The organism is Ferrovibrio sp. (genome assembly GCF_029255545.1).
Classification (GTDB): Bacteria; Pseudomonadota; Alphaproteobacteria; order Ferrovibrionales; family Ferrovibrionaceae; genus Ferrovibrio.
The window spans coordinates 1,681-24,991 of sequence record NZ_JANLJJ010000047.1 but is presented as its reverse complement, the minus strand read 5'-3'; the positions used below and the strand labels follow the sequence as shown (position 1 = coordinate 24,991).

Here is a 23,311-nt window from a genome sequence, read left to right as displayed (position 1 = left end):
GCTCCCTCATCGGGCAGACTGCGACGGATTGTCGCAGTATCCGGCCACCCCTGGCCCAGCCGGGCAGGGCGCAAAACGCGGCATTGCGACTGCGCCGAATAGCCCATGAAAAACCATTGTTTGCAAAGGGCTTGATTTGGCAGATGCAAGTAATTCTCAACTGATCACCGACCCCGGGGCGGCTTGACGCTGACCAAGCCGGTTTCTATGGTGCCGGCGCTTTCCGGGGGTGGCGGATTCCCTCAGGCCGGAGCTTATGCCCATGGCTGACGATACCCGATCGCCCAAACCGGATAGCAGCGGCCTCTCACGGCCGCCGGTGGATGACAGCCACGCCGATCTGGCGCGGCTGGACCAGAAGCTGGCGGATGTGCGGGGGCGCCGGGGGGCGGAAGCCGACCAGCGGCCGGAGGCGGATCCCCGCCAGATGCAGCAGGTCGGCAAGGCCTGGTCGCTGGCGATCGAAATGGTCGCCGCGGTGGTCGTGTCGCTCTTCATCGGCTGGTGGATAGACCGCTGGTTCGGTACGGCGCCCTGGGGTCTGCTCGGGTTTATTCTGCTGGGCGTCGCCGCGGCCTTGTGGTCGGCGATCCGCACGGCACTGGTGATGCAGGCGCGACAGCAGGCCGATGCGGCCGCTGACGAAGCCGGGAAGAAAAAGTAGGAAAGGGGTTTACGGTGGCCGAGTCCCATAGCCCGCTCGAACAGTTCAAGGTCAAGTGCCTCGCGCTTTGCGGCGAGAGCGGCCAGCTGCAGGCCTTCTCCTTCACCAACGCCTCGCTGTTCATGGTGCTGGCCACTGTCGGCGCCACCTTGCTGATGGTCTATGGCATGCGCCAGCGCAGCCTGGTGCCGGGCCGCCTGCAGTCGCTCGCCGAGCTGTCCTACGAATTCGTCGCCGGCATGGTGCGCGAGAATGTCGGCCCCAACGGCCGCCAGTATTTCCCGTTCATCTTCTCGCTGTTCATGTTCATCCTGTTCAGCAACATGCTGGGCATGATCCCCTACAGCTTCACGGTCACCAGCCACATCATCGTCACCTTCGCGCTGGCCGTGGTGGTGTTCCTCGGCGTCACGCTGATTGCCATCGCCCGCAATGGCATCCATTTCTTCACCCATTTCATGCCGGCCGGCGTGCCGATGTGGCTGGCCCCGGTAATCGTGCCGATCGAGATCATCTCGTATCTCTCGCGCCCGATCAGTCTCAGCCTGCGTCTGTGCGCCAACATGCTGGCGGGCCATACCACGCTGAAGGTGTTCGCCGGCTTCGTCGTCTCGATGATCGGCATGGGTGGCGCGCTGTCGGTTTCGGGCATCCTGCCGCTGATCATGGTCACCGCGCTGACCGCGCTGGAATTCCTGATCGCCTTCCTGCAGGCCTATGTGTTCGCCATCCTGACCTGCCTCTACCTGGCCGAGGCGGTCAACATGGAGCACCACTAAGCGTTTTTTGTTCAGTTCAACCAGACTACCAGTTCAAACCTAGAAAGGATGAGTATCATGGATCTTGCTTCTGCCAAGATGATCGGTGCCGGCATTGCGGCGATCGGCATGGGCGGCGCGGCGATCGGCGTGGGCCTGATTTTCGCGAACTTCCTCAATGGCGCGCTGCGCAACCCGGGCGCCGCCCCGAAGCTGTTCGGCAACCTGATGCTGGGCTTCGCCGTGACCGAAGCGCTCGGCATCTTCGCGCTGCTGATCGCCCTGCTGATCCTGTTCGTCTGAGTTAAATGCCTCAGCTCGAAACAGCCACTTTCCTGCCGCAGCTCGTCTGGCTGCTGATCACCTTCGCCATCCTCTATGTGTTGATGGCGAAGGTTGCTCTGCCGCGCGTGGCTGAGGTCGTCGACGGGCGCAAGAAGCGCCTTGAGCACGATCTGGAAGAGGCAGCCCGGCTGAAGCGCGAGACTGAGAAGGCCATCGCCGACTACGAACAGGCCCTGGCCCAGGCTCGCGCCAGGGCCCAGGGTATTGCCGGCGAAACCCGCACCCGGCTTTCGGCCGATGCGGCAGCCCTGCGCGCCAGGGTCGATGCCGAAATCGCCGAGCAGACCAGGACGGCGGAAGCCCGCATCCTGGCGGCCAAGCAGCAGGCGCTTGCCTCGCTGACCTCGGTCGCCGCCGATGCCGCCTCCGACGTGGTGGCGCGCCTGAGCGGCGCGGCGCCGGCCACCGATGCGGTGAATGCCGCGGTGGCCCAGGCCATGGCCAAGCAGAACTGAAGGATCGGAGAACCCCATGTTCCAAGATCCGACATTCTGGGTGCTGGTCGCCTTCGTCCTGTTCTTTGCCCTGATCTTCTATCTGAAGGTGCCGGGCAAGGTGCTGGGCCAGCTCGACGAGCGCGCCGCGAAGATCAAGCGGGATCTCGACGAGGCGGAGCGGCTGCACCAGGAGGCGCAGCAGCTCTTCGCCGAGTATCAGCGCAAGCAGCGCAATGCCATGAAGGAAGCCGAGGAGATCGTCGCGGCCGCCGAGGCCGAGGCGAAAACCCTGGTCCGCGAGGCCGAGGCCGATCTGAAGGCCAGCCTGGAGCGTCGCCGCAAGCAGGCCGAGGACAAGATCGCCCAGGCCGAGAAGCAGGCGTTGCAGGAAGTCCGCGCCACCGCGGTCGAGGTGGCGATCGCCGCCGCCGGTCAGGTGCTCGGCCAGTCGCTGCAGGGTCCCGCCGCCGCCGCCCAGATCGACCGCGCCATCGGCGAGGTCAAGGCCAGGCTGCACTGATCCGCGTTTCCATCGCGCAATGAAAAAGGGCCGCATGACTGCGGCCCTTTTTGTTTGCCCGGATATGACGCGGGCTTTCGTTGTGGCCGATTGGGCTGGGCCTCAATCCACCACGCGGCAATAGATGCGGTAGAGCCGGATCACATGGGCATCCATGGCGCTGAGGCGGATCGCCCAGTGCTCGCCTTCCGAAATCGCCCATTCGCGCTCGTTCTCGTCGACATTGCGGCCCTTGAGCTTCACTTCCTCGGCGTATTTGGCAAACGCATCCAGCACCGCGGCTTTCAGTTCCTCGGTGACGTCCTCGATATAGCAGATGACGAAGTTCAGGCTTTCCAGCTCGGCCTGCAGGCCTTCGGGCGTCAGCAGATGCGGCTTCACCGGCTCGCGGTCCCACCAGACCTCGTAGACACGGCTTTCGGTCGAGCCCGTGAGCAGGAAATCGGTGAACATCAACTGGCCGCCCGGCTTCATGGCGGCGCGGATCTTGGCCAGCAGCAGGCGCTTGTCCTGCACCGGCATCAGCCCGTCCTTCGACACCACCACGTCAACGCTCTTGCGCTTGAACTGGATCTCGTCCAGCGGGGTGGTCTTGATGTTGATGCGCTGCTTCACGCCCTGGTGCTTGGCCAGGTCGATGGCGCTGTCGGCCAGGTCGCGATCGGGCTCGTAGGCATCGATCCACAGATTCTCGCGCGCCATCATGCGGCTCATGCCGCCCATGCCGCAGCCCAGTTCGGTGATCGAGAGGTTGGGGTTGAGGCCCAGCGGCGAGATCAGCGGTTTCATCAGCTCTTCGCCGCCGGGCTGGTTGAAGCCTTCGCCAAACAGTTTCTGCACGATCTGGCGCCGCCGCGGCGTCCAGCTCGCGATGCTCGGTATTTCGCGCGGCAATTCCTCCACCGGCGCGGCCTCGGGCTCCGCCGCGACCGCATGTTCCTCGCCCTCATGATGGATGACGTAATCATCGCCATGCCACCAGGCGCGCAGCTTGTCGCGCCAGCTCAGGTCAGAGGATTGCTCGGTATTCTCCTTCACCACCAAAGCCATACCCGCATTCAGCCGATTCCCACATCTGTATCAGCGGCGTGGTTGAGATTTCGTTGCCGGGCATCCGCCCACGGCGAAGCCTGGTGAATCTGGCGCAGACCAGCCCCACAGGCAAGCGCCCGCTAAAAGGCGGGCGCCTGGAAAAGCGTTGAGTTTTGATAACCTTAGGTGGTTAGCGCCGGCCGCCGATACGCTCGGGCAGCAGGTCGCGCACCCGGCGGCGGGCCTCGGTGTCGCGGATGCGGGCCGACTGGGCGGTGGTGATCAGGCGCGGCGCCGGCGGGTTGGCCAGCACGGTGACCGGGTCGGTCAGCAGGTTGTCGGCCAGCTGCTTGATCTCGGCCGGCAGCGTGGTGGCGAACACGATGGTCTGGCGCTCGGTCGGCGCGGCCTCGAAGATGGCGCGCAGCTCGTTGGTCACGCCCAGCTCCAGCATGCGGTCGGTTTCGTCCAGCACCATGATCTCGAGCTTGTTCAGCTCGAGCTGGCCGGCATTGATCAGTTCCACGACGCGACCCGGAGTGCCGATCAGAATGTCGATGCCGCGCGACAGGGACTGCGCCTGCGCCGCCTTGCCGGGGCCTTCGTAAACAGTGGCCTGGCTCAGGCGCACGAAGCGGCCATAGGCGCGGAAACTTTCCTGGATATGCTGCACCCGCTCACGCGAGGTGGTCAGGATCAGCGCGCGCGCTTTGCGCGCGCCGGCCGGATGCCGGTCGATCGACAGATGCTGCAGGATCGGCAGGGTGAAGGCGACGGTCTTGCCGGCGCCGGCTTCGGCCTGGCCCAACAGATCGCGGCCCTGCAGAAGATGCGGGATGGCCTTGGCCTGGATCGGCGTCGGCGCAACATGCTTTTCAGCGGTCAACGCGCGCTGAATGGGTTCTACGAGATCGAGCTGCGAGAATTGGTTGGCGTTCAACATCGGTCTGCAATCTATATCACACGGCAGGTCCGCCAGGGGCGGCGTACCGGGGGGGCTGTCACGGGCGACAATCCCACCCTGTCCGGCAGCGCCGGATCGGCGCGGCGGCGAACGGGAAGGCTTGTCACGGAAGCCAGGAACATTGGGTACAGCGGCGTCCTGCGGGGTACCGCGAACCCGCGTGATACTAGCGGCCGTTCCTCGTTTTGCAAGCGCGAAACCTCATCCTGCGACAATCACGTAATGCGGGTGGATTTTGCCGTTTTTCCAAGCCTGCCTTCGTCTGGTCAAATGGGAAAAAGCATAATGATTTTCAAGGGGATCATGGTGGATTTGCCGCTTTCCCGACGGTTTCGCCAGACACGGGAAACCCGGGTTGCCGCAGCCCGTCGGCCGAGTGGCGGCGGGGCGTGGCAGGGCGCGACTCGGCAGTGGCGTTAACCTTTTCCGGCATCTTGGCGGTGGAGGCGGGTCGGGCCGGCCGGCCCTCCGGCATCGGTTCTGGCCCCGGTCTGGGCCCGGTCTGGGCGCGGTCTCGGCCCCGGCCCCGGTTCGGGGCTTATCCGGGCTTCCGGACCCTGTAACCGGCCGCCCGGCCGGCAGATCGCCTTGCCCAAGCCGCTTGCCAAGTGGCTGTCCGGCCGCTAAAACCGCGCCCTCGTATCGGGCGTTCCGGCCGGAAGGGCTGCCGAGTTCGTCCTGAAGATCACTCCATACCTTCGGAGGTTATGAAATGCCCAAGTTGAAGACCAAGAGCTCGGCCAAGAAGCGCTTCAAGCTCACGGCGACCGGCAAGGTGAAGCGGGCCCATGCGGGCAAGCGTCACGGCATGATCAAGCGCACCAACAAGCAGATCCGGAATCATCGCGGCACCGCCGTGGTGTTCGAAGGCGATGCGCGCAAGATCATCAAGAACTACCTGCCCAACGCCTGAGTTAAGGAGACACTGACATGGCACGTGTTAAGCGGGGCGTTACCGCCCATGCCCGCCACAAGAAGGTCCTGAAGCTCGCCAAGGGCTACCGTGGCCGCAATTCCACCGTCTTCCGCGTCGCGATCGAGAAGGTCGAGAAGGGACTGCAGTATGCGTTCCGCGACCGTCGCGCCAAGAAGCGCAACTTCCGTTCGCTGTGGATCCAGCGCATCAACGCCGCTGCCCGCGAACAGGGTCTGACCTACGGCCGATTTATCAACGGCCTCGCGCTCGCCGGCATCGAGATCGACCGCAAGGTCCTGGCCGATCTCGCGGTGCACGAGCCCGAGGCTTTCAACGCCCTGGTGGCGCAGGCCAAAGCGGCCCTGCCTGCCGCGGCGGCCTGATCGGCCCGCGCTCGCCAATACTGTTTCAAGCGACTGTTTGCGAAGGGGGCCGTCATTGCGGCCCCCTTTGTTTTTGTCCACGCTGTCGCTGCTCTGTGCGTTGAAAGAGGAAGCATGACCGAGATCACCACGCTGGCAGCCGAGGCCGAGAAGGCCGTTGCTGCGGCCCAGACGCTGGACGCCCTGGAAGAGGCCCGCCTTGCCGTGCTCGGCAAGAAGGGCTGGCTCAGCGCCGCGCTGAAGGACCTGGGCGGCCTGTCGCCGGACGACCGCAAGGCGCGCGCCCAGATGCTCAACGAGGTGAAGGATCGCCTGGGCGGCGCCATCGAGGCGCGCAAGGGCGTGCTGGCCGATGCCGCGATCAATGCGCGGCTGGTGGCGGAAAAGCTCGACATGACGCTGCCGCTGGGCGAGAGCCACGAGAGCCAGGGTCGCATCCATCCGGTCAGCCAGGTGATCGACGAGATCACCGAGATCTTCGCCGCCATGGGCTTCTCGATCGCCGAAGGCCCGGATATCGAAGACGACTTCCACAATTTCACCGCGCTGAACATTCCGGCCGAGCATCCGGCGCGGCAGATGCAGGACACCTTCTATCTGCCGAAACGCGAAGACGGCGAGCAGATGGTGCTGCGCACCCACACCTCGCCGGTGCAGATCCGCACCATGCGGTCGGGCCCGCCGCCCTATCGCATCGTCGTGCCGGGGCGCACCTATCGCTCCGACTACGACATGACGCATACGCCCATGTTCCACCAGATCGAAGGCCTGGTGATCGACCGCAACATCCATATGGGCCACCTGAAGGGTACGCTGGTCGAATTCTGCAAGGCCTTCTTCGAGACCGACAATGTGAAGATGCGTTTCCGCCCCAGCTACTTCCCCTTCACCGAGCCCTCGGCGGAAGTCGACATCAACTGTTCGCGCGAGGGCGGCGTGCTGCGCGTGGGCGAGGGCGACGACTGGCTGGAAATCCTCGGTTCCGGCATGGTGCATCCGCGCGTGCTGCAGCATTGCGGCCTCGATCCGGCCGAATGGCAGGGTTTTGCCTGGGGCATGGGCATCGACCGCATCGCCATGCTGAAATACGGCATCCCCGACCTGCGCGCCTTCTTCGATGCCGATCTGCGCTGGCTGAAGCATTACGGATTCGTGCCGCTTGACGTGCCCACTTTGGGCCAGGGGGTCGCGCGATGAAATTCACGCTCGCCTGGCTGAAAAGCCATCTCGACACGAACGCTTCGCTGGATGAGATCGCCGCCAAGCTCACCGCCATCGGCCTCGAGGTCGAGGGCATCACCGATCCCGCCGCCGTTTTCGCCCCCTTCGTGGTGGCCGAGGTGAGGAAGGCCGAGCCGCATCCCAACGCCGACAAGCTGCGGGTCTGCGAGGTCTTCACGGGCAAGGAAACCCTGCAGGTGGTCTGCGGCGCGCCGAATGCGCGCGCCGGCATGAAAGGTGTCTTCGCGCCGGTTGGCTCCACCGCGCCCGGCACGCAGCTTCTGCTGAAGGCCGCCACCATCCGCGGCGTCGCCTCCAACGGCATGCTCTGCTCGGAACGCGAGATGGGCCTGACCGATGAGCATACTGGGATCATCGATCTGCCGGCCGATGCCCCCACCGGCGCGCCGTTTGCCGCCGTGATGGGCCTGGATGATCCGACGATCGAGATCAAGCTGACGCCCAACCGCGGCGACTGCCTTGGCGTGCGCGGCATCGCGCGCGACCTGGCCGCCGCCGGGCTGGGCAGGCTCAAGCCGCTCGAGATCAAGCCGGTGCCGGGTCAGTTCAAGAGCCCGATCAACGTGCGCCGCCAGTTCACGCCGGAAACCGACAAGGCCTGCGCGATCTTCGCCGGCCGGCTGGTGCGCGGCGTGAAGAACGGTCCGTCGCCGCGCTGGCTGCAGCAGCGCCTGAAGGCCATCGGCCTGCGGCCGATCTCGGCGCTGGTCGATATCACCAATTTCTTCACCTACGACCTCGGCCGTCCGCTGCACGTCTTCGATGCCGCCAAGGTGAAGGGCGACATCCAGCCGCGCATGGCCAGGGCCGGCGAAAAACTGCTGGCGCTGGATGGCCGCGAATACACGCTCGACGAGACGATGTGCGTGATCGCCGACGATAACGGCCCGGAGGGCATCGGCGGCATCATGGGCGGCGAGCATTCCGGCTGCTCGGAAAGCACCACCGATGTTTTCCTCGAATGCGCCTGGTTCGATCCGGTGCGCATCGCCACCACCGGCCGCAAGCTCGGCATCCATTCCGACGCGCGCCACCGCTTCGAGCGCACGGTCGATCCGGCCATGGTGCGGCCGGGCATCGAGCTGGCGACCCAGATGATCCTCGATCTGTGCGGCGGCACGCCGTCGGAGGTCGTGGTCGATGGCGTCGAGCCCGAATGGCGGCGCAGCCTCACCCTGCGGCCGTCGCGGCTGCACAACCTAGTCGGCTTCGATTTGGCCGTCGCGGAACAGACCCGCATCCTGCAGGCGCTCGGCTTCACTGTCACGCCGGCGGGCGACACGCTTTCCGTGGCGCCGCCCTCCTGGCGACCGGATATCGACGGCGAGGCCGACCTGGTCGAGGAAATCGCGCGCCTGCATGGCTTCGAGGCGATTCCCGCCGTGCCGCTGCCCATGCTGCGCGCCGTGCCGCAGCCGGCGGTGAATGCCGGCCAGCGCCGCGTCCGCGTCATTCGCCGCGCGCTGGCCGCGCGTGGCCTCATCGAGGCCGTCACCTATTCCTTCATCAAGCGCGCCGAGGCCGAGGTGTTTGGCGGCGGCCAGCCCGAGCTGCTGCTGGTCAACCCGATCTCGGCCGACATGGACGCCATGCGGCCGTCCACGCTGCCCGGCCTGATCGCGGCGGCGAAACGCAACATGGATCGCGGCATGATGGATGTCGCGCTGTTCGAGCTGGGGCCGCAATACGCCTCGGCCGCGCAGGACGGCCAGGCCCTGGTCGCCGGCGGCATCCGCCGCGGCCAGACCGGCCCGCGCCACTGGCGCGAGCGCCCGCGCGGCGTCGATGCCTATGACGCCAAGGCCGACGCGATGGCCGCGCTGTCTGCTGCCGGCGTGGCGGTGGACTCGCTGATGGTGATGGATGGCGCGCCGGAGTATTACCATCCCGGCCGCTCGGGCACGTTGCGGCTCGGCCCCAAGACCGTGCTGGCCGTCTTTGGCGAGCTGCACCCGCGCGCATTGCAGGCAATGGACATCAAGGGGCCGCTGGTGGGCTTCGAGATCTATCTCGACCGCATCCCGGCCAGCCGCGCCAAAACCAAAGCCAAACCCGCGCTCAAACTCTCCGAGCTGCAGGCGGTGGACCGCGATTTCGCCTTCATCGTCGATGCCACCGTCGCCGCCGACACGCTGCTGAAGGCGGTGCGCGGTTCCGACAAGGCGCTGATTGCGCGCGCGTCCGTGTTCGACGTTTTCTCAGGCGCCGGCATCCCCGAGGGCAAGAAATCGCTGGCGGTCAGCGTGCGGCTGGAACCCCAGCAGCAGACGCTGACCGATGCCGAGATCGATGCGGTGGCGAAAAAGATCGTGGCCGCGGCCGAAAAGGCCTGCGGCGCGACTTTGCGCGCTTAGCCGGCCCTGACCATGCTGGTGCTCGGCGTTCATTCCGGTTGGGCTGACGCCGGCGCCACCGTGTTCGACGACTACACGCTGCTTGCCGCCGTGCCGCTTGCCCGCCTCACGGGCATGCCGCATGACGGTGGCCGCCTGCCTGTCGAAGCCATCGCGGAATGCCTCGACATCGCCGGCCTGCGGGCCGACGAGATCGGCGCGCTCAGCCTGTCGCATGGCGTGTTTCCCGGCCGCTATTACAGCCATCTCTCGCTGCCCCGCCGGCTTGGCCGCGGGCTGCGCCAGTTCTTCGGCCGCGATACGCCGATCAGCTTGAGCGACGAGACGCGCCGCCATGCCGAGGGCAATTCCCGGCCGGGCGAAAGCCTGCTCGACCTGCCGGCCTTGCTCGACGATCTCGGGCTCAACCGCAACATCGCGGTGCATTTCCATCGCGACCATGATGCCCAGGCCCTGCTGGCGCTGAATGAAACCGGCTGGGACAACGGCCTCATCTTCACCGCCGACGAGCAGGGCTGCAGCGCGCGGGTGCTGAAATACGGGCGGCTCGCCACGCTGTATGACGACGAAACCGATCCGGCCATGGCCGGCGCGCTCAGCCCTGGCCGCCTGCTCGGTCTCGGCGTCGACGCGCTTGGCCTGCCCGATGCGGCCACCCTCTTCGCGCTGGCCGGCCATGGCGAGCCGGTGCTGGGCCAGGCCCTGCTGGCGCATCTGAAGGTGGACGAGGCGGGTCGCGTCCAGGCCGATTTCAGCGCCGAGGGCGGGCCGCAGCGCTGGCTGCGTCGCCTGGTCGAGGACCAGCCGCCGGCGCTGGTGGCGTCCTCGCTGCAATTCGCGCTCACCGCATTGTTCGGCCAGGCCATCACGACGCTGATGCGGCGCCACGAGCTGCGCCACCTGGCGCTCGGCGGCAGCCTGTTCGCCGATCCGCGCCTGGTGCACATGGTGGCCCAGGCCGCGCAGCCGGATTCGCTTGGCCTCTATCCGCGTGTTTCGAACGCGGCCCTGCCGCTCGGCGGCGTGCTCGACCTGCTGCTGCAGCGCGACGGGTTCGACATCTGGCGCCAGCGGCATAAACCGCTGGCCGGCATGGCCTGGGGCCGCGACTATGCCGCCGATATCGATCCGGTGCTGGGCAATGCCGGCTGCCGGCTGGTCAGCCACGATCCGGTGCGCGCCGCCGCCGCCCTGCTCAATGCCGGCAAGCTGGTCGCCTGTTATGACGGCCGCGCCATCGGCGCCGATGGCGCCGCCGCGCGTGTCGTGGTGTTCAATGGCGGCATCGCCGGCGCCGCGGCTCTGGCCAACCAGCGGCTCGAACGGCCGGGCTGGCTGCCGCCCGTGGTCTATGTCGCGCGCGTTGGTCTCGGCCTGCTCTGCCCGGGTCTCGATGTTGCCCAGGCGCAGGGCGGGATTGCGGCTTTGCCGGCGCCGCGCTGGCGCGATGCGCTGGGCTCCGGGCTGCTGCCTGACGGCCTGCTGGTGCCGGTGGCGGTCGATCCGCAGGACCAGCCGCTGCTGGCCGATCTGCTGGCTGCCTATGCCAACCTGACCGAACTGCCGGTTCTGCTCGGCCTGCCGCTGCAGGCCGGCTTTGCGCCGCCCGCCGACGCGCCGGCTGAGGCCCTGCAACTGCTGCAGGATGGCCGCATTGACTACATCGTCACCGCCAGCGCGGTGTGGGAGCGCGGCGCTTAAGGCATCCCGCCCGGCCGCGTCATCCAGCGCCAGGCATCGGCGATCTGGGTTTCCAGCGCGGCGCGAAGCGGCCGCCAGCCCAGCACCCGCCGCGCCTGCGTGGCATCGGCGACCAGGGCCGGCGGGTCGCCTTCGCGCCGGCCGCTGTCCTGCACCCTGATTTCGCGCCGCGTCACGCGCCGCGCGGTTTCGATCACCTGGCGCACCGACCAGCCCTGTCCGGTGCCCAGGTTGAGCCGCAGCGACGCGCCGCCATCCAGCAGGTGCCGCAGGGCCAGCACATGGGCATCGGCCAGGTCGGCCACATGCACATAGTCGCGGATGCAGGTGCCGTCCGGCGTCTCGTAGTCGTTGCCATAGACGGTGATATGCGCGCGCTGGCCGGCGGCGGCCTGCAGCACCAGCGGGATCAGGTGCGTTTCTGGATCATGGCGTTCGCCCAGTTCGCCATCGGGATCGGCGCCGGCGGCATTGAAATAACGGAGCGCTGCGAACCGCGAGCCGTGGCGCGCGGCGAAATCGGCCAGCAGGGTTTCCGCCGCCAGCTTGGTTTCGCCATAGGGATTGATTGGCCGCAGCGGATGGTCTTCCGCAATCGGCGTCGCCTGCGGCGCGCCATAAACGGCCGCCGTGCTCGACAGGACGCAGGAGGCGATATCGGCGCGCTGCAATGCCTCCAGCAGGCAGAGCGTGCCCTCCACGTTCACGGCATGGAAAGTGGCCGGATCGCGCATGGACTCGCCCGCCTCGATGCGGGCGGCGAAATGCAGCGCCGCCACCGGCCGGTGCCGCGCCAGCACGTCGCGCAGCCGCGCGCCGTCTCGGATGTCGCCGCGTTCCAGCGGGCCCCAGCGCACGGCATCTTCGTGGCCGCCGGACAGGTCGTCATACGTCACCGGCGCAAAGCCCGCGGCATGCAGCGCCTTGCAGGCATGGCTGCCGACAAAGCCGGCACCGCCGGTGACAAGAACGGAATACGTCATGAAATCCCCCGCGCGCAGCATAAGGACTGCCCGGGACGGCGCAATGCGCAGGACTGTAATATGGCCTGTGGATATGGCCGTATCCTGTGGGCCGTTTTATAGTCCGGCTTTCAGCCACAACGAGAAACGGCCGGCAGGAACGCCATGAAACAGAAACACAGGATTGCAGTGATCCCCGGCGACGGCATCGGCAGGGAAGTGGTGCCCGAGGGTCTGCGCGTCATGGATGCGGCGGCGCGCCGCTTTGGCATCGATTTCAGTTTCGACTCCTTCGACTGGAGCTGCGACTACTACCTCAAGCACGGCAAGATGATGCCGGACGACTGGAAACGGCGGATCGGCGGCCATGACGCCATCTTCTTCGGCGCCGTAGGCTGGCCCGAGAAAGTACCCGACCATATTTCGCTCTGGGGTTCGCTGATCCAGTGGCGCCGCGAATTCGACCAGTATGTCAACCTGCGCCCGGTGCGCCTGATGCCGGGCATTCCCTCGCCGCTGGCCAACCGCAAGGTGGGCGATATCGATTTCTGGGTGGTGCGCGAGAATACCGAGGGTGAATACTCCTCCATCGGCGGCCGCATGTTCGCCGGCACCGAACGCGAATTCGCCATCCAGGAAACCATCATCAGCCGCATCGGCACGGATCGTATCCTGAAATTCGCCTTTGATCTGGCGCAGAGCCGGCCGAAAAAGCATCTCACCTCGGCCACCAAGTCGAACGGCATTTCGATCACCATGCCCTACTGGGACGAACGCGTGGCCGAGATGGCAAAAGCCTATCCCGGCGTGCGGGTCGACAAGTTCCATATCGACATCCTCACCGCCCATTTCGTGCAGCACCCGGACTGGTTCGACGTCGTCGTCGGCTCGAACCTGTTCGGCGACATCCTGTCCGATCTCGGGCCGGCCTGCACCGGCACCATCGGCATCGCGCCCTCGGCCAACCTCAACCCCGAGCGCAACTTCCCCTCGCTGTTCGAGCCCGTGCATGGCTCGGCGCCGGATATCGCGGGGCGCGGCATCGCCAACCCGGTGGGCCAGATCTGGTGCGGCGCCATGATGCTGGAGCATCTCGGCCACAGGGACGCGGCCGATGCCGTGATGAAGGCCATCGAAGAGGTGCTCACCGCCGGGCCGCGCACCCCCGACATGGGCGGCCAGGCCAACACCACCGATGTGGGCAAGGCCATCGCGGAAGCCGTGGCGAAGGGGTGATTGAGCCCTACACTATACAAGGGTTACCTTGTGGCGACCCTTATTCTCGCTTTTACTGGAAACGCCAGACGCTAACCGCGATCTTCGCCATATGAGCTTGTCGTTGCTCAATGTTGGGTCGTGCCCAATCGGAGTTCTGCGCCAGCATTGAGGTTAAGATAATATCGCTTTTCGCATAAACAGGCTTCTTATCAGAGAATGGTTTCCTGCCGAGTTCTCTGTTTACCTTTGTCAGCAAACACATGTTCCCGAGCCTTAATGCGCATTCCTCGACAATTGTCGGATCTTTCTTGGTAACTGCGGACCATTCATCGCCTGCCTTACGAGGTAAGATATGTTCGACAGTAAGTGTGCCGGGCTCATTCTCTTTTGCCATGACACCTTTCTTGAGACGCCTTTCTTCACTTTCTAAGGCACGCAATAGATATAGCGCCTTTTGATTGCTCGCTTCTCGCTTTGAGGTAAATGCCTGCTGAAATTCTGAATCTGATGGATAGACTTCTTTAAGTTCCTTAAAAGCGGATGAGGCAGTGGTTACATCGCCTTTAAATATTGACCTAGCTAGCCGAGCGCATGCACTTTCTAACCGTCCTGTTCGTCCTGCCCCAATCAGTTGGAAACGCACAATTATAACCTCCAATAGACGGAACAGACGCTCCGTTTCTTGAGGTGAAAATTTGATTAGCGCAGCCATCATCACTGGAGGGATCTGCTGGCTGCCAAGCAATTTTAAAGATCTCACGCTCTGTCTTGTTTCTTTAGAATATTCTCAGATATTTCAGTTGTCATGAAGTTGCCCCCAAGCAATTCTGAATGCGATGGTATGCGTCTTCAGCCTAAGTAAAGCGCCCTATGCTAGTGGGTAGCAATTTTCGGCCTGAAGTTGAATGGGTTACTTTTCTTCGTCGACGCTTCTCATCCCGAGCCAGTCTTCCAGCATGTCATGGAAACGCTGTTCGGAGCGGCCATAGATCATCGTCTGATTGGCGAAAGATGCCATGGCGCCTGCAGGCATACGCTGTGTAGACGAGGAGGATGAATCGCCGGCAACGGCCAACAAGCGCACTGGCCGCTGGCGACTCAAGGGCGGCTCAGTCCGCCGTCGCCATCCGCCATTCATCGGCGATCCGCGCCCGGCGGCGCAACAGTGCCTTGTAGGTTTCCGCCTCCTGCGCGCTCAGGCGCGGCCGCCGGTCCAGATGGGTGGCCAGCGCCCGGCATTCCCGGTCGCAGATCGCATATTCATGGCCCAGCTCATCGGCGATGCGGATGACGGGTGCCAGGAGAGAAGGCAGGGCAGGGCGCATGGCGATGTCTCCGAGGTCAGGATTGAAATGTACGCTTTTTGTTCTAATTGAACAAGAGCTGACCGGCGGCAGGCCGATGCGGCATCCCAAAAATCCGGCACATGTGAAATCAATGGGTTATCCTATCAAAACCATCGCAAAACGACGCAAAACCGACGGCACCAGCCGCGAAACGGCGCCCTCGCGCGCCAAACCGCCGCCAGCCGTCGCCAAGCCATGGCAAACCCGCGCCAAACCGCAGGCCTCCCCGCGGCCCCCTTCGCCTCGGCCTGCGTTGCCGCCCATCATGGTGGATGCTACAACCCCCGCCCATGAGCGCACCCCAGATCACCGACCAGCCGGCAGCGGCCCCCGCCGGCATGAAAAAGCTCGACCTGCTGGCCGGCTTCATGGAAACCAACGGCCCGCTCTGGGGCCGGCTGGACGAGGCCGACGGCCTGCCGGTGATGGGCTTCCGCGTCGAGCTGCGCCACTGCAACCCGATGCAGATCTGCCATGGCGGCATGCTGATGACCTTTGCCGACATGCTGCTGGGCTTCACCGTCTCGGTGGCGGCCGGCGGCAGGAAGTTCCTGCCCACGGTGCAGCTTGGCGGCGATTATGTCGGGCCGGCGCCGCTGGGCGCCTGGGTCGAGGGCAAGGGCCGGCTGATCCGCATGACGCGTAATCTCGGTTTTGCCGAATGCCTGATCACCGCCGATGGCGCGCCCTGCCTGCGCGCCTCGGGCATCATGAAAATTCCGTCTCAGGAATCCCGCGAGGGCAATGTCCTGAGCCTGTTCCGCTAACACGCGCTGGAAACGAGTCCACTGTGGCCACCGACCTGTCCCTGATCCGCAACTTCTCGATCATTGCCCATATCGACCATGGCAAGTCGACCCTGGCCGACCGCCTGATCGAGTCCTGCGGCGGCCTCGAAAAGCGCGAGATGAGCGAGCAGATCCTCGACTCGATGGATATCGAGAAGGAACGCGGCATCACCATCAAGGCGCAGACCGTGCGCCTGAACTACCATGCCAAGGACGGCAAGGATTATGTCCTCAATCTGATGGACACGCCCGGCCATGTCGACTTCGCCTATGAAGTCAGCCGGTCGCTCGCCGCCTGCGAAGGCTCGCTGCTAGTGGTCGACGCGTCCCAGGGCGTGGAAGCGCAGACGCTGGCCAATGTCTATCACGCGCTGGATGCACATCACGAAATCGTGCCGGTGCTGAACAAGATCGACCTGCCGGCCGCCGAGCCCGACCGCGTCAAGCAGCAGATCGAGGATGTGATCGGGCTTGATGCCTCGGATGCCGTGCCGATCTCGGCCAAGACCGGCATCGGCATCGACCTGGTGCTGGAAGCTCTGGTGCATCGCCTGCCGGCGCCGAAGGGCGATCGCGATGCGCCGCTAAAGGCCCTGCTGGTCGACAGCTGGTACGATGCCTATCTGGGCGTCGTGGTGCTGTTCCGCGTCGTCGACGGCGTGATCCGCAAGGGCATGAAGATCAAGTTCATGTCCTCGGGCGCGGTCCACCCGGTGGAGCGCGTCGGCGTCACGACTCCGAAGCGCGTCATGGTCGATGAACTCGGCCCCGGCGAGATGGGTTTCTTCACCGCCGCGATCAAGGAAGTGGCCGATACGTCGGTCGGCGACACCATCACGGAAGACAGGCGCCCGGCGGCCGAGCCGCTGCCCGGCTTCAAACCCTCGGTGCCGGTGGTGTTCTGCGGGCTTTATCCGATTGATGCCGGCGCGTTTCCCGAGCTGCGCGACAGCCTGGCCAAGCTGCGGCTGAATGACGCCAGCTTCCATTTCGAGATGGAAAGCTCGGCGGCGCTCGGTTTCGGCTTCCGCTGCGGCTTCCTCGGCCTGCTGCATCTGGAGATCATCCAGGAGCGGCTGGAGCGCGAATTCAACCTCGATCTCATCACCACCGCGCCGAGCGTGATCTATCACGTTCACAAGACCGACGGCTCGATGGAAGAGGTGCATAACCCGGCCGACATGCCGGACCCGATGCTGATCGACCATATCGACGAGCCCTGGATCAAGGCCACCATCATGGTGCCGGACGAGCATCTGGGCAGCATCCTCAAGCTCTGCGAGGATAAACGCGGCCGCCAGGTCGAGCTCACCTATGCCGGCAACCGCGCCATGGTGGTCTATCGCCTGCCGCTCAACGAAGTGGTGTTCGATTTCTACGACCGGCTCAAGTCGGTCAGCCGCGGTTATGCCAGCTTCGATTATGCGATGGACGGCTACGAGGCCGGCAACCTGGTGAAGATGACCATCCTGGTCAACGGCGAGAATGTCGACGCGCTCGCGACGATCGTGCACTCCGCCCGCGCCGAATCGCGCGGCCGCCAGCTCTGCGAGCGGCTGAAGGAGCTGATCCCGCGCCAGATGTTCAAGATCGCCATCCAGGCCGCCATCGGCGGGCGCATCGTGGCGCGCGAGGACATCTCGGCTTTGCGCAAGGACGTGCTGGCGAAATGCTACGGCGGCGATGTCAGCCGCAAGCGCAAGCTGCTGGAGAAGCAGAAAGAGGGCAAGAAGCGCATGCGCAATGTCGGCAATGTCGAGATTCCGCAGGAAGCCTTCATCGCCGCGCTCAAGATCTCGGATAACTGAGGCCTTTTAGGCCCGCTTCGGTCAGGCCAGGGCGCCGAAGCGCTGGCGCCGCCGGGGTGGCCGCTTGCGGAACAGGATCAGCAGCGCCACGCCGAGGATGCCGAGCGTGATGCCGGCCGGCCAGGTCAGGATGGTGACGATGGCCGGGTCCCAGATCACGGGCGGCAGCAGGCTCTGCAGCAGGGCCGGGCCGTTCGGGTCGAAATGGGTCCAGAAGTCGCGCAGGCTGATCAGGTGGGGCAGACCGCTTTCCAGCCAGCGCAGCCCGTCGCCACCCAGTGCCAGCATGGCCAGCGCCAGCAGCAGCCAGCCCACAATCCGTCCCAGCAGCACGACGCGCCCCCTCGTGAATCCGCCCATCCGCCCAAGACTTTACGCCGTCCCGCCGGCCGATTGCAAATTCGCCGCCGGCGGGTATAGTGCCGGCCCGCGCCGGAGGGATGGCCGAGTGGTCGAAGGCGCACGCCTGGAAAGTGTGTATACCTCAAAAGGGTATCGTGGGTTCGAATCCCACTCCCTCCGCCAGCCGGCTGCCTACCACTGCAGCCGTTCGACCCCGTCGAAGGTCAGTTCGCTGCCATCACCCATCACGATGGTGCCGGATACGTCAGCGCCAAGCGTCAGGGTGCCATGGGCGGCGCTGTCGGAAATCACCGTGCCATCGGCCAGCGTCACGGTCCAGTCGCCAAAGCCCGGACCGGCCGAGACGTCGTTGATATAGACCGTGTCGGTCCAGCCGCCGGCCGGGCCGCCGCTGAACTGGTCATTGCCCCAGCCTTCGGCGAAATAGGCGATATCCGAACCGGCGCCGCCAGTCATCGTATCGTCGCCCAGCCCGCCGCTTAAAACATCGTTGCCGGCGCCGCCATCCAGGATATTGGCGTTGTCGTCGCCGGTCAGCGTGTCGTTGTAGCTGCTGCCCGTCAGGTTCTCGATCGAGCTCAGGCTGTCGCCGGTGGCATGGCCGCCGCTGGCCGTGCCGGCGGCAAGGTTCACCGTCACTGCCGCATTCGAGCCGGCATAACTAGCCGTGTCGCTGCCCAAGCCGCCCGACAGCACGTCGCCGCCGGCCATGCCCAGTAGGGTGTCGTCGCCGCCACCGCCGCTCAGCGTGTTGGCGGCGCTGCTGCCGGTCAGGGTATCGGCGAAATCGGAGCCGGTCAGGTTCTCGATCGTGGTGTAGGTATCACCCGCCGCATCGCCGGTATTGCCGGCGCTGCTGGTCAGGCTGGCCGTCACGCCGGCCGAGGCGCCGGCATAGCTCGCGGTATCCGTGCCCGTGCCGCCGACCAGCACGTCAGCGCCGGCGCCGCCTTCCAGCGTGTCATTGCCGGTGCCGCCATCCAGCCGGTTGGCGCCGGCATCGCCGGTCAGGGTATCGGCATAACTGCTGCCGGTGAGGTTCTCGATCTCCGACAGCGTGTCGCCCTCGGCATGGCCGCCGAAGCCCTCGCCGGTGGCGAGGTTCACGTTCACCGCGGCATTGGACGAAGAATAGCTGGCGGTGTCGGTGCCGGCGCCGCCCGTGAGCGTATCGGCGCCCGCCGCGCCCTGCAGCGTGTCGTTGCCCGCGCCGCCCTGCAGCGTGTTGGCATTGGCGTCGCCGGTGAGGCTGTCGTTGTAGCTTGAGCCGATCACCGTCTCGATGCCAGACAGCGTGTCGCCCTGCGCCGTGCCGCCCGAGCCGGTGCCGCTGCCAAGGTTGACCGTGACGGCCGCGGTGGAATCGGTATAGCTGGCGGTATCGATGCCCAGGCCGCCGGCCAGCGTATCCGAGCCCGCGCCGCCCATCAGGACGTCGTCGCCTTCGCCGCCGGTGAGAACGTTGGCTCCGGTATTGCCAGTCAGGATGTCGCCGTAGACCGAACCGGTCAGGTTCTCGATGGTGGTCAGCGTGTCGCCCTCGGCGTCGCCGCCGCTGGCTGCGCCTGTCGCCAGATTGACGGTCACGGCCGCTGTCGAGCCGGCGTAGCTGGCGGTATCGATGCCGCCGCCGCCCACCAGCGTATCCGCGCCCGCGCCGCCTTCCAGGATGTTGGCGCTGGTGTTACCGGTCAGCGTATCGGCATAAGCCGAGCCGGTCAGGTTCTCGATGGTGGCCAGGGTGTCGCCCTGGGCATCGCCACCGCTGCCGGTGCCGCTGGCCAGGCTGACCGTCACGCCAGCAGTGGAATCCTTGTAGCTTGCCGTATCCGTGCCGGTGCCGCCGACCAGGGCATCGGCCCCGGCGCCGCCTTCCAGCGTGTCGTCGCCGGTGCCGCCATCCAGGCGGTTGGCGCCGGCATCGCCGGTCAGCATGTCGTTGTAGCTGCTGCCCGTCAGATTCTCGATCCCGGTCAGCGTGTCGCCTGCGGCATCGCCGCCGGCGCCTGTCCCGGTGGCAAGGTTGACCGTGACGGCCGTGGTGGAGGCGGCATAGCTGGCCGTATCCGTGCCCGCGCCGCCGCTCAGGGTGTCGGCGCCGCCGCCGCCCTGCAGCGTATCATTGCCCGCGCCGCCCTCGATCACGTTGGCGCTGCTGCTGCCGGTCAGCGTATCGGCATTGTCGGAGCCGATCACATTCTCGAAACCCGAGATGCTGTCGCCCTGGGCATCGCCGCCCGAGACGGCATTGGTGCCGAGGTTGACGCTCACCGCTGCCGCCGAGCCGGCATAACTGACCGTGTCGGTGCCGCCGCCGCCGATCAGCGTGTCGCTGCCGCCGCGGCCGGACAACACGTCGTCGCCTTCGCCGCCTTCCAAGCGGTTGGCATTGGCGTCACCGGTCAAGGTGTCGCCGTAACCCGAACCGATCACGGTCTCGATGGTGGCCAGCGTGTCGCCTTCGGCATCGCCGCCCGACCCGGTACCGGCCGTCAGATCGACAGTCACTGCCGCATTCGAGGCGGCATAGCTGGCGATATCGGTGCCGGCGCCGCCGATCAGGATGTCGGCGCCGCCGCCACCCACCAGGGTATCGTTGCCGCTGCCGCCATCCAGGCGGTTGGCGCCGGCATCGCCGGTCAGGGTATCGGCGCCGCTGCCGCCGGTGACGTTCTCGATGCTGTCGTATGTATCGCCCGTCGCGTCGCCGCCGGAAATCACGCCGGTGGCGAGGTTGACCGTCACGGCAGTGGACGAGGTGGTATAGCTCGCCGTGTCGCTGCCTTCGCCGCCCACCAGCGTATCGCCGCCAGCGCCGCCGATCAGCACGTCGTCGCCCGCGCTGCCCTGCAGCACGTTGGCCGCCGTGCTGCCGGTCAGGGTGTCGGCATAAGCCGAGCCGGTCAGGTTCTCGATGCCGGTCAGCGTGTCGCCCTGGGCATCGCCGCCGGTGCCGGTGCCGGTGGTGCTGGCAATCGTGACGGTGACGCCGGCGGAGGAATCGGCATAGCTGGCGGTGTCGGTGCCGGTGCCGCCGGTCAGCACATCGGCGCCGGCGCCACCCTGCAGCAGGTCATCGCCCAGGCCACCGTTCAGGGTATTGGCATTGGCATCACCCGTGAGGGTGTCGGCGTAATCCGAGCCGATCACGGTCTCGATGGTGGCCAGCGTGTCGCCTTCGGCGTCGCCGCCGGTGCCGGTGCCGGTGGCAAGGTTGACGGTCACGGCTGCTGCTGAGGCGGCATAGCTGGCGATGTCGGTGCCCGCGCCGCCGCTCAGCGTATCGGCGCCGCCGCCGCCCACCAGCGTATCGTTGCCGGCGCCGCCGTCGATGATGTTGGCATTGGCATCGCCGGTCAGGGTGTCGGCACCGCCGCCGCCCGTCAGGTTTTCGATGCTGTCGAAGCTATCGCCCGCCGCGTCGCCGCCCGTGGCGGTACCGGCGGCCAGATTGACATTCACCGCCGTCGACGACGTGGTGTAGCTGGCAGTGTCGCTGCCGTCACCGCCGACCAGTACGTCGGCGCCGCCGCCGCCGATCAGGACATCGTCGCCGGCGCCGCCTTCCAGGCGGTTCACCGATGTGTTGCCGGTCAGCGTGTCGGCAAAGCTCGAGCCGGTCAGGTTCTCGATCGTGGCCAGCGTGTCGCCCTGGGCATCGCCGCCCGTGCCGGTGCCGGTCGTCAGGTTTACCGTCACGCCGGCGGAAGAGGCGGCATAGCTGGCGGTATCGGTGCCGGTGCCGCCGGTCAGCACGTCGGCGCCCGCGCCGCCATCCAGCAGGTCGTTGCCGGTGCCGCCGTCGATGAAGTTGGCATTGGCATCGCCGGTCAGCGTATCGGCGTAGGCCGAGCCGGTCAGGTTCTCGATGTCGCTCAGCGTGTCGCCTTCGGCATCGCCGCCGCTGGCCGCGCCAGTGGCCAGGTTGACGGTGACGGCCGCCGTGGAGGCGGCATAGCTGGCGGTATCGGTGCCGGCGCCGCCCGCGATGGTGTCGGCACCCGCGCCGCCCTGCAGGATATCGTTGCCGGCGCCACCGCTCAGGATATTGGCATCGGCATTGCCGGTCAGGGTGTCGTTATAGGCCGAGCCGGTCAGGTTCTCGATGCCGCTCAGCGTATCGGTGGCCGCATCGCCACCGGAGCCCGTGCCGCTGGCGAGGCTGACGGTGACCGCTGCGCTGGAGCTTTCATAACTGGCCGTATCGTTGCCGCTGCCGCCGATCAGCGTGTCGCTGCCCGCGCCGCCGATCAGGACGTCATCGCCTGCGCCGCCAGTGAGCACGTTGCTGCCGGTATTGCCGGTCAGCGTATCGGCAAAGTCCGAGCCGGTGACGTTCTCGATGGTGGCCAGCGTGTCGCCTTCGGCGTCGCCGCCCGATCCGGTGCCGGCGGCCAGGTTCACCGTCACGCCGGCGGTCGAGCTGGCATAGCTGGCGGTGTCGGTGCCGGTGCCGCCGGTCAGCGTGTCAGCGCCTGCGCCGCCTTCCAGCACGTTGCTGCCGGTATTGCCGGTCAGGATGTCGTTGTAGGCCGAGCCGGTGAGGTTCTCGATCGTCGCATAGGTATCGCCGGCGGCATCGCCTGTGTTGGCGGCGCTGCTGGCCAGATTGGCGGTCACGCCGGCGGTCGCATCGGCATAGCTGGCGGTGTCGGTGCCGGTGCCGCCGATCAGGGTATCGGCGCCCGCGCCGCCCAGCAGCGTGTCATCGCCGGTGCCGCCATCCAGCCGGTCGTTGCCGGCGCCGCCGCGCAGGGTGTTGGCATTGGCATCGCCGGTCAGGGTGTCGGCGTAATCCGAGCCGGTGATGTTTTCGATGCCGCTGAGCGTATCGCCGGCGGCATCGCCGCCGCTGCCGGCGCCGGTGGCGAGATTGACGGTGACTGCCGCTGTTGATGCCGTATAGCTGGCGGTGTCGCTGCCGGTGCCGCCGATCAGGGCATCGGCGCCGCCAGCGCCCTGCAGGGTGTCGTCGCCGGCGCCGCCGGTCAGTGTATTGGCATTGGCATCGCCGGTCAGGGTGTCGGCGTAATCCGAGCCGGTGATGTTCTCGATCTCCGACAGCGTGTCGCCCTCGGCATCGCCGCCGCTGCCGGTCCCAGTGGTCAGATTCACGGTCACGCCGGTGGTCGATGCCGCATAGCTGGCGGTATCCGTGCCGGTGCCGCCGATCAGGGCATCGGCGCCGCCACCACCCTGCAGCGTGTCGTCGCCGGCGCCGCCGGTCAGGGTGTTGGCATTGGCATCGCCGGTCAGGGTGTCGGCGTAATCCGAGCCGGTGATGTTTTCGATGCCGCTGAGCGTATCGCCGGCGGCATCGCCGCCGCTGCCGGCGCCGGTGGCGAGATTGACGGTGACTGCCGCTGTTGATGCCGTATAGCTGGCGGTGTCGCTGCCGGTGCCGCCGATCAGGGCATCGGCGCCGCCAGCGCCCTGCAGGGTGTCGTCGCCGGCGCCGCCGGTCAGTGTATTGGCATTGGCATCGCCGGTCAGGGTGTCGGCGTAATCCG

The 23,311-nt window shown here is 66.2% G+C and carries 20 protein-coding genes and 1 tRNA gene; 14 read left to right on the top strand and 7 right to left on the bottom strand.

Annotated features, from left to right (window positions below):
• Window positions 1-262: 262 nt before the first annotated feature.
• The 5 genes from Q1J79_RS09395 to Q1J79_RS09375 are packed head-to-tail and all read left to right on the top strand — an operon-like array spanning window position 263 to window position 2,724.
• Window positions 263-664 carry an AtpZ/AtpI family protein gene (locus Q1J79_RS09395; RefSeq protein ID WP_300299550.1) on the top strand — a complete coding sequence of 134 codons (402 nt, stop codon included), beginning with the start codon at window positions 263-265 and terminating at the stop codon, window positions 662-664.
• Between the two features lie 14 nt (window positions 665-678).
• Window positions 679-1,443 carry a F0F1 ATP synthase subunit A gene (locus Q1J79_RS09390; protein WP_300299548.1) on the top strand — a complete coding sequence of 255 codons (765 nt, stop codon included), beginning with the start codon at window positions 679-681 and terminating at the stop codon, window positions 1,441-1,443.
• A gap of 57 nt (window positions 1,444-1,500) precedes the next feature.
• Window positions 1,501-1,725, top strand: a complete 225-nt coding sequence (locus Q1J79_RS09385; RefSeq protein ID WP_144068315.1) for a F0F1 ATP synthase subunit C — start codon at window positions 1,501-1,503, stop codon at window positions 1,723-1,725.
• Between the two features lie 5 nt (window positions 1,726-1,730).
• Window positions 1,731-2,222 (top strand): F0F1 ATP synthase subunit B', encoded by a 492-nt coding sequence (locus Q1J79_RS09380; protein WP_300299545.1) that lies wholly within the window; start codon window positions 1,731-1,733, stop codon window positions 2,220-2,222.
• Between the two features lie 16 nt (window positions 2,223-2,238).
• A complete protein-coding gene (locus Q1J79_RS09375) occupies window positions 2,239-2,724 on the top strand; it encodes a F0F1 ATP synthase subunit B (protein ID WP_300299543.1) in 486 nt (161 codons plus the stop codon).
• A gap of 102 nt (window positions 2,725-2,826) precedes the next feature.
• Here the strand turns inward: Q1J79_RS09375 and Q1J79_RS09370 are convergent, their stop codons facing one another.
• Window positions 2,827-3,774 (bottom strand): methyltransferase domain-containing protein, encoded by a 948-nt coding sequence (locus Q1J79_RS09370; RefSeq protein WP_300299541.1) that lies wholly within the window; start codon window positions 3,772-3,774, stop codon window positions 2,827-2,829.
• A 172-nt stretch (window positions 3,775-3,946) separates the two neighbouring features.
• The gene (locus Q1J79_RS09365) at window positions 3,947-4,699 is read right to left on the bottom strand and encodes a DEAD/DEAH box helicase (RefSeq protein WP_300299539.1); all 753 of its coding nucleotides are present in this window, start codon (window positions 4,697-4,699) and stop codon (window positions 3,947-3,949) included.
• A gap of 733 nt (window positions 4,700-5,432) precedes the next feature.
• On the opposite strand from Q1J79_RS09365, the gene rpmI reads away from it, so the two are divergent.
• The 5 genes from rpmI (at window position 5,433) to Q1J79_RS09340 (ending at window position 11,316) form a co-directional block, all read left to right on the top strand.
• Window positions 5,433-5,633: a 50S ribosomal protein L35 gene (rpmI, locus tag Q1J79_RS09360; protein ID WP_144068321.1), complete on the top strand. Its 201-nt coding sequence runs from the start codon at window positions 5,433-5,435 to the stop codon at window positions 5,631-5,633.
• Window positions 5,634-5,650: 17 nt separating this feature from the next.
• Window positions 5,651-6,019, top strand: a complete 369-nt coding sequence (gene rplT / locus Q1J79_RS09355; RefSeq protein WP_300299537.1) for a 50S ribosomal protein L20 — start codon at window positions 5,651-5,653, stop codon at window positions 6,017-6,019.
• A gap of 114 nt (window positions 6,020-6,133) precedes the next feature.
• Window positions 6,134-7,216: a phenylalanine--tRNA ligase subunit alpha gene (pheS, locus tag Q1J79_RS09350; RefSeq protein ID WP_300299535.1), complete on the top strand. Its 1,083-nt coding sequence runs from the start codon at window positions 6,134-6,136 to the stop codon at window positions 7,214-7,216.
• Entirely contained in the window at window positions 7,213-9,615 is a 2,403-nt protein-coding gene (gene pheT / locus Q1J79_RS09345) for a phenylalanine--tRNA ligase subunit beta (protein ID WP_300299533.1), read from the top strand. The genes pheS and pheT overlap by 4 nt, the downstream gene beginning before the upstream one ends.
• Before the next feature lie 12 nt (window positions 9,616-9,627).
• Complete coding sequence (locus Q1J79_RS09340) at window positions 9,628-11,316, top strand: hypothetical protein (protein ID WP_300299531.1); 1,689 nt, start codon at window positions 9,628-9,630, stop codon at window positions 11,314-11,316.
• Here the strand turns inward: Q1J79_RS09340 and galE are convergent.
• Window positions 11,313-12,299: a UDP-glucose 4-epimerase GalE gene (galE, locus tag Q1J79_RS09335; protein WP_300299529.1), complete on the bottom strand. Its 987-nt coding sequence runs from the start codon at window positions 12,297-12,299 to the stop codon at window positions 11,313-11,315. The two genes, Q1J79_RS09340 and galE, sit on opposite strands and share 4 nt — an antisense overlap.
• 144 nt (window positions 12,300-12,443) lie before the next feature.
• On the opposite strand from galE, the gene Q1J79_RS09330 reads away from it, so the two are divergent.
• A complete protein-coding gene (locus tag Q1J79_RS09330; protein WP_300299527.1) occupies window positions 12,444-13,514 on the top strand; it encodes a tartrate dehydrogenase in 1,071 nt (356 codons plus the stop codon).
• A 52-nt stretch (window positions 13,515-13,566) separates the two neighbouring features.
• Here Q1J79_RS09330 and Q1J79_RS09325 read toward each other — a convergent pair whose 3' ends face one another.
• Together Q1J79_RS09325 and Q1J79_RS09320 are read right to left on the bottom strand one after the other, a co-directional pair.
• Window positions 13,567-14,241: an HNH endonuclease family protein gene (locus Q1J79_RS09325; protein ID WP_300299525.1), complete on the bottom strand. Its 675-nt coding sequence runs from the start codon at window positions 14,239-14,241 to the stop codon at window positions 13,567-13,569.
• Window positions 14,242-14,605: 364 nt separating this feature from the next.
• On the bottom strand, window positions 14,606-14,821 hold the full coding sequence (locus Q1J79_RS09320; RefSeq protein WP_300299523.1) for a hypothetical protein: 216 nt from the start codon (window positions 14,819-14,821) through the stop codon (window positions 14,606-14,608).
• A gap of 311 nt (window positions 14,822-15,132) precedes the next feature.
• Between Q1J79_RS09320 and Q1J79_RS09315 the strand changes: the two genes are divergently transcribed.
• Window positions 15,133-15,609, top strand: coding sequence for a PaaI family thioesterase (locus Q1J79_RS09315; protein WP_300299521.1), 477 nt, complete (start codon window positions 15,133-15,135; stop codon window positions 15,607-15,609).
• A 23-nt stretch (window positions 15,610-15,632) separates the two neighbouring features.
• Window positions 15,633-17,438: a translation elongation factor 4 gene (lepA, locus tag Q1J79_RS09310; RefSeq protein ID WP_300299519.1), complete on the top strand. Its 1,806-nt coding sequence runs from the start codon at window positions 15,633-15,635 to the stop codon at window positions 17,436-17,438.
• Between the two features lie 21 nt (window positions 17,439-17,459).
• Here the strand turns inward: lepA and Q1J79_RS09305 are convergent, their stop codons facing one another.
• Window positions 17,460-17,771, bottom strand: coding sequence for a hypothetical protein (locus Q1J79_RS09305; RefSeq protein WP_300299517.1), 312 nt, complete (start codon window positions 17,769-17,771; stop codon window positions 17,460-17,462).
• 101 nt (window positions 17,772-17,872) lie between these two features.
• Between Q1J79_RS09305 and Q1J79_RS09300 the strand changes: the two genes are divergently transcribed.
• Window positions 17,873-17,963 (top strand) — tRNA-Ser (locus Q1J79_RS09300).
• Between the two features lie 9 nt (window positions 17,964-17,972).
• On the opposite strand, the gene Q1J79_RS09295 is transcribed toward Q1J79_RS09300, so the two are convergent.
• A partial coding sequence (locus Q1J79_RS09295) for a calcium-binding protein (RefSeq protein ID WP_300299515.1) occupies window positions 17,973-23,311 on the bottom strand: 5,339 nt, incomplete at its 5' end.

Excerpts from the sequence above, each read along its gene's own strand:
- pheT (WP_300299533.1), top strand. The coding sequence starts at position 7,213 with ATGAAATTCACGCTCGCCTGGCTGAAAAGCCATCTCGACACGAACGCT.
- Q1J79_RS09380 (WP_300299545.1), top strand. The coding sequence starts at position 1,731 with ATGCCTCAGCTCGAAACAGCCACTTTCCTGCCGCAGCTCGTCTGGCTG.
- Q1J79_RS09330 (WP_300299527.1), top strand. The coding sequence starts at position 12,444 with ATGAAACAGAAACACAGGATTGCAGTGATCCCCGGCGACGGCATCGGC.
- pheS (WP_300299535.1), top strand. The coding sequence starts at position 6,134 with ATGACCGAGATCACCACGCTGGCAGCCGAGGCCGAGAAGGCCGTTGCT.
- Q1J79_RS09365 (WP_300299539.1), bottom strand. The coding sequence starts at position 4,699 with ATGTTGAACGCCAACCAATTCTCGCAGCTCGATCTCGTAGAACCCATT.
- Q1J79_RS09375 (WP_300299543.1), top strand. The coding sequence starts at position 2,239 with ATGTTCCAAGATCCGACATTCTGGGTGCTGGTCGCCTTCGTCCTGTTC.
- Q1J79_RS09385 (WP_144068315.1), top strand. The coding sequence starts at position 1,501 with ATGGATCTTGCTTCTGCCAAGATGATCGGTGCCGGCATTGCGGCGATC.
- galE (WP_300299529.1), bottom strand. The coding sequence starts at position 12,299 with ATGACGTATTCCGTTCTTGTCACCGGCGGTGCCGGCTTTGTCGGCAGC.
- Q1J79_RS09370 (WP_300299541.1), bottom strand. The coding sequence starts at position 3,774 with ATGGCTTTGGTGGTGAAGGAGAATACCGAGCAATCCTCTGACCTGAGC.
- rpmI (WP_144068321.1), top strand. The coding sequence starts at position 5,433 with ATGCCCAAGTTGAAGACCAAGAGCTCGGCCAAGAAGCGCTTCAAGCTC.
- rplT (WP_300299537.1), top strand. The coding sequence starts at position 5,651 with ATGGCACGTGTTAAGCGGGGCGTTACCGCCCATGCCCGCCACAAGAAG.
- Q1J79_RS09320 (WP_300299523.1), bottom strand. The coding sequence starts at position 14,821 with ATGCGCCCTGCCCTGCCTTCTCTCCTGGCACCCGTCATCCGCATCGCC.
- Q1J79_RS09315 (WP_300299521.1), top strand. The coding sequence starts at position 15,133 with ATGAGCGCACCCCAGATCACCGACCAGCCGGCAGCGGCCCCCGCCGGC.
- Q1J79_RS09395 (WP_300299550.1), top strand. The coding sequence starts at position 263 with ATGGCTGACGATACCCGATCGCCCAAACCGGATAGCAGCGGCCTCTCA.
- Q1J79_RS09340 (WP_300299531.1), top strand. The coding sequence starts at position 9,628 with ATGCTGGTGCTCGGCGTTCATTCCGGTTGGGCTGACGCCGGCGCCACC.